This is a genomic window from uncultured Mailhella sp., from assembly GCF_905187505.1.
Lineage (GTDB): Bacteria > Desulfobacterota > Desulfovibrionia > Desulfovibrionales > Desulfovibrionaceae > Mailhella.
In genome coordinates this window covers 1-5,002 of record NZ_CAJJIC010000153.1, presented here as the reverse complement: position 1 = coordinate 5,002, position 5,002 = coordinate 1, and the positions used below count along the sequence as shown (strand labels likewise).

Genomic DNA, 5,002 nt, shown 5'->3' with positions numbered 1-5,002 from the left:
CCGCAAGGCGAAACAGGGGGGCGCGGGGGGAATTATTTCCCCCGCATTGCCTTTCTGGGGGTCCGGGGGAGATTATCTCCCCCGGCGGGGCCAGGGGCAGCGCCCCTGCCCTGCCCTGCCTGCGCTGCCATGCTCTTCATCTCCTGCCCCTGCTCTCTTCATCCCTCGTAAAAAAAAATCGCCCCGCTCCTCGGGCATGCCTGTCAGGAGCAGGAGCCTTTGGAGCGGGGCTTTTTTCAAGGATGGCCACGGCCGCCCGCGTGCATGGCGTCGGCCGGGCTGACGCGCCTAGCGACGGTAGTCACGCAGGAACGCGGCCAGCTTGTCCACCGCTTCTTCCAGGATGGAGATGCGCGGCAGGTAGACGATACGGAAGTGGTCGGGCTTTTTCCAGTTGAAACCTGAGCCGGGCACGAAGAGAATGCGGGTCTGGCGCAGGCAGTCCAGGGCGAACTGGGTATCGTCGGTAATATTGTATCGTTCTGTATCGATTTTGGGGAAGATGTAGAAAGCGGCCTTCGGCTTTTTGGCGGAGATGCCGGGCACGCTGTTGAGAGCCTCGTAGATGAAGTTGCGCTGTTCGTAGATGCGGCCGCCGGGCACGATGTACTCGTTCACGCTCTGGTAGCCGCCGAGGGCGGTCTGGATGATGGACTGTCCGGGCACGTTGGAGCAGAGGCGCATGTTGGAGAGCATGTTAATGCCCGCGATGTAGTCGGCAGCCACGCTTTTGTTGCCGCTCAGTATCATCCAGCCCACGCGGAAGCCGCAGACCATGTGCGACTTGGAAAGGCCGCTGAAGGTCACGCAGAACAGATCGGGGGCGAGCGAGGCTATGGACACGTGCTTTTCGCCGTCCATGACGAGGCGGTCGTAGATTTCATCGGAAAAGATGATGAGCTCGTGGCGTCTTGCGATTTCCACGATGCGCTCGAGCACGTCCACGGGATAGAGCGCTCCCGTGGGGTTGTTGGGGTTGATGATGACGAGCGCCTTGGTTCTGTCGGTGATCTTGCTTTCCATGTCCTCGAGGTCGGGATACCAGTCGGACACCTCGTCGCAGATGTAGTGCACGGCCTTGCCTCCGGCGAGGTTGGCGCAGGCCGTCCACAGGGGATAGTCGGGAGAGGGAATGAGAATCTCGTCGCCGTTGTTGAGCAGGGCCTGCATGGAAAGCTGAATGAGCTCGCTTGCGCCGTTGCCCGTGTAGATGTCCTTCATGGACACGTTGGGGATGTTCTTTATCTGGGCGTACTGCATGATGGCCTTGCGGGCGGAGAATATGCCGCGCGACTCGGAATAGCCCTGCGACTGCACGATGGAATCGCGCATGTCGAAAATGACTTCTTCCGGCGCGGAAAAGCCGAACGGCGCTGGATTGCCGATGTTCAGCTTGAGGATTTTCATGCCGCTTTCTTCCATGCGGGCGGCTTCGTCCACCACAGGTCCGCGCACGTCGTAAAGCACGTTGTCGAGCTTGCTGGATTTCGCAAAGGTTCTCATCATTGGCTCCGGTCTTTTTTCCTTGTTTTTAATGCGCCGACTCTGGAGTGCCGCCACAAAGGCAACCGTAACACTATTCCCGCCGGACGCAAACAAAAAGTCGCGCATTCCAAAAAAAATTGTCGGTATTCCACATGGTTTTTCTTTCGCAGGGCGACGGCGGCCAATTTCGTTCTTACGACAGGGGGAAGGACTGCGGCGGCCGGTACGCGCGGCTTTTGCCTCTTCGCCCGCCGGGGCGGGGAGAAATCCGCCGGAACCGGCGCAGACGCGCGTTCGACCGGCATCGGTCCGTCCGCTGCCGAAGGGCGCGTCGTGCTTCGGCAAAAGAGGCCTCTTCGCCGTGCGTTCCCGGGTCTCGGAAGCTTCGGGCGAGGGAGGCTTTCGGGCCTTTTGCCCGTCAGAGGTCGCGCGTGGCCGCGCAGGCCGACTCTGCACGGAACGCATCTTTTCCGCCGCAGAAAACGCCGCCCATGCGATTTTGTCTCGCCGGGGCACGGAGAAAAAGTTTTTCCCTTCTCTCCGCCATGCAGAAGTCTTGTTGATTTGCCTTCCCGTATTGACCGAAAGGAGCAAGTTTCGTATTCTGAAGCAAAGAAGTGTCACCCTCTAGCGATGAAGGAGAACGTCCATATGCGGTACGTGTATCTGTTCCACGAAGGGAATGCACAGATGAAGAGTCTGTTGGGCGGCAAGGGGGCGAATCTGGCGGAAATGACCAATCTCGGCCTGCCCGTGCCCTACGGCATGACCATTTCCACCGACGCCTGCCGTGACTACTACGCGCACGGAGGCAAGCTGCCCGAAGGACTTGTGGACGAGGTGACGACCGCCCTTGCCCGGGTGGAAGAAAAGGTGGGCAAGAAGTTCGGGGACGAACACGATCCGCTTCTTCTCTCGGTGCGCTCCGGCGCCGTCTTCTCCATGCCCGGCATGATGGACACCATTCTGAATCTCGGTCTGAACCGCGACACCTTCCAGGCGCTGGCCAGACTCACGAACAACACCTGGTTCGCCTGCGACACCTACCGCCGCTTCATCCAGATGTTCTCCGACGTGGTCATGGAAGTCCCGAAGGAAAAGTTCGAGCACATTCTTTCGGAACAGAAGGCCGCACAGGGCGTGTCTCTCGATCAGGAACTTTCCGTGGAATCCCTGGAAACGGTCATTGAGCGCTACAAGGAGCTCTACCGGCAGGAAGTGGGCAGCGAGTTCCCCGAAGACGTGCACAGGCAGCTTCTGCTTGCCATCGAGGCGGTGTTCCGCTCGTGGAACAACCATCGCGCCATCGTGTACCGCACCATCAACAAGATCGACCACAATCTCGGCACGGCCGTGAACATCCAGTCCATGGTGTTCGGCAACATGGGCGACAACTCCGGCAGCGGCGTGGCCTTCACCCGCAATCCCTCCACGGGCGAGAAGAAGCTCTACGGCGAATACCTGTTCAACGCGCAGGGCGAAGACGTGGTGGCCGGCGTGCGCACGCCGAAGCCCATCGCCCGCCTTGCCGATGAAATGCCGGATATCTACAATCAGTTCAGCAAGATAGCCGAAACCCTGGAAACGCATTACCGCGACATGCAGGATATCGAGCTTACCATAGAACGCGGCAGACTCTTCATTCTCCAGACCAGAAACGGCAAGCGCACCGCTCAGGCCGCGCTCAAGATCGCCTGCGACATGGTGGAAGAAGGCCTCATCGACAAGAAGGAAGCCGTGCTCCGCATCGATCCCGAACATCTTGCCAACGTGCTGCATCGTCAGATCGACAGCTCCGCCAATCCCACCGTGCTCGCCACGGGCCTTGCGGCCTCGCCGGGCGCGGCCTTCGGCTCCGTGGTGTTCGACGCCAACGAAGCCGAACATCTCGGCCGCATGGGCGCCAAGGTCATTCTCGTGCGCGTGGAAACCACGCCCGACGACATTCACGGCATCGTGCAGGCGCAGGGCATCCTGACAAGCCGCGGCGGCATGACCAGCCACGCGGCCGTGGTCACGCGCGGCATGGGCAAGCCCTGCGTGTGCGGCTGCGAAGCCGTGGTCGTGGATTACGACGCGCAGACCTTCACCGTGGGCGACACCGTGATAAAGAAGGGAGACCTCATATCCATCGACGGCACCACCGGCCGCGTCATTCTCGGCGCGGTGCCCCTGAAGGACCCCGAACTCTCCCATGAATACCAGACCATCCTCGGCTGGGCCGACGAGTTCCGCGACCTTCAGGTGCGCGCCAACGCCGACACCCCGGAAGACGCCGAAAAGTCCCGTCGCTTCGGCGCGGAAGGCATAGGACTCACCCGCACGGAACACATGTTCATGGCGCAGGAACGCCTGCCCTACGTGCAGAAGATGATTCTTGCCGAAACCACCGAAGAGCGCACCGCCGCCCTGCTGCCCCTGCAGATCATGCAGGAAAACGACTTCTACGGCATCCTCAAGGCCATGAACGGCCTGCCCGTGTGCATACGCCTGCTCGACCCGCCGCTGCACGAGTTCTTGCCGAGCCTCGACAAGCTGCTCGTGGAAACCACGGAACTGCGCGTGCGCGGCGACAACCCCGACCTGCTCGCCGAAAAGGAACGCCTGCTCGCCCAGGTGGAAAAGCTGCATGAAGTCAATCCCATGCTCGGTCACCGCGGCTGCCGCCTCGGCATCACCTATCCCGAAGTGTACGAAATGCAGATGTACGCCATCTTCAACGCGGCTTCCAGACTCGCCAGAGACGGCTACACCCCCCTGCCGGAAATAGAAATACCGCTCACCATCAGCCTCGCCGAAATGGCCATGCTCAAGGAACGCTGCGACCGCATCGCCAGAGAATGCATGGAACTGCACAAGGTGGAATTCCCCTACCTGTGCGGCAGCATGATCGAACTGCCGAGAGCCGCCCTTCTCGCCGGTGAAATCGCCGAGGCCGCGGAATTCTTCAGCTTCGGCACCAACGACCTCACCCAGACCTGCTTCGGCTTCAGCCGCGACGACGCCGAAGGCAAGTTCCTCCCCGTCTACATCAACCAGCATATCCTCAAGGACAACCCCTTCGCCGTGCTCGACCGCAAGGGCGTGGGCAGACTCATGGAAATAGCCATAGACGAAGGCCGCAAGACCCGGCCCGGCCTCATGATAGGCATATGCGGCGAACACGGCGGCGACCCGAGCTCCGTGGAATTCTGCCACCAGGCAGGCCTCGACCTCGTGAGCTGCTCCCCCTACCGCATACCCATAGCACGCCTCGCCGCCGCCCAGGCCGCCCTCAAGTACCCCAGAACCAGAGAATAGCAAACGCTTTCCCGTCATCATCACTGCCACCCGAGGCCGCCCCGCAGGAAGAAGAGGAACCTGCCGGGCGGCCTCACCCCGTTGAGTGCACAGGACACACCCGCCCCGGAAAGGCAGGGAGAGGAAGAAGGACAGGCAAGAACAGCGGGGCGCTGCCCCTGGCCCCGCCGGGGGAGCCCCCCCGGCCCCCGGAAAGGCAATGCGGGGGAAATAATTC

At 61.2% G+C, this 5,002-nt stretch carries 2 protein-coding genes; one reads left to right on the top strand and one right to left on the bottom strand.

Translation table 11 applies throughout. The features are described 5' to 3' along the window. Positions 1-288: 288 nt before the first annotated feature. Positions 289-1,506 (bottom strand): aminotransferase class I/II-fold pyridoxal phosphate-dependent enzyme, encoded by a 1,218-nt coding sequence (locus tag QZZ60_RS10490; RefSeq protein ID WP_295641205.1) that lies wholly within the window; start codon positions 1,504-1,506, stop codon positions 289-291. 630 nt (positions 1,507-2,136) lie between these two features. On the opposite strand from QZZ60_RS10490, the gene ppdK reads away from it, so the two are divergent. Continuing rightward, positions 2,137-4,785, top strand: a complete 2,649-nt coding sequence (ppdK, locus tag QZZ60_RS10485; RefSeq protein WP_295641203.1) for a pyruvate, phosphate dikinase — start codon at positions 2,137-2,139, stop codon at positions 4,783-4,785. The last annotated feature ends 217 nt before the right edge of the window (positions 4,786-5,002 follow it).